We start from the raw sequence: 294 nt of genomic DNA, 5'->3' as shown, positions 1-294 counted from the left end.
TGCGTTTGTTGATACATACAATCATTACCCATCGTCTTACGTTTTACCGTAAAACGATCAATAAAAATTTACTTACTTCTTCCAGATTGTTAAAGAACATACAGCACTTGATCTCTAAAAGATCAAACCTAAATCGCAACCACACTGGCTGACTTACGTTTGAACTTTTGGTGGAGGATGACGGGATCGAACCGACGACCCCCTGCTTGCAAAGCAGGTGCTCTCCCAGCTGAGCTAATCCCCCTGAGATTTACTACAAGGCAGAAACTGGTAGGGCTGGTTGGACTCGAACCA

At 43.9% G+C, this 294-nt stretch carries 1 tRNA gene; it reads right to left on the bottom strand.

Going from position 1 to position 294, the window contains the following annotated elements:
• Positions 1–168: 168 nt before the first annotated feature.
• Positions 169–244: transfer RNA gene (locus GTP27_RS23395), tRNA-Ala, on the bottom strand.
• Between the last annotated feature and the right edge of the window lie 50 nt (positions 245–294).

Origin of the sequence: Duganella qianjiadongensis (assembly GCF_009857915.1) — a bacterium.
In the GTDB taxonomy this organism is placed as follows: domain Bacteria; phylum Pseudomonadota; class Gammaproteobacteria; order Burkholderiales; family Burkholderiaceae_D; genus Rugamonas; species Rugamonas qianjiadongensis.
This window is presented reverse-complemented; position numbering and strand designations above follow the sequence as displayed.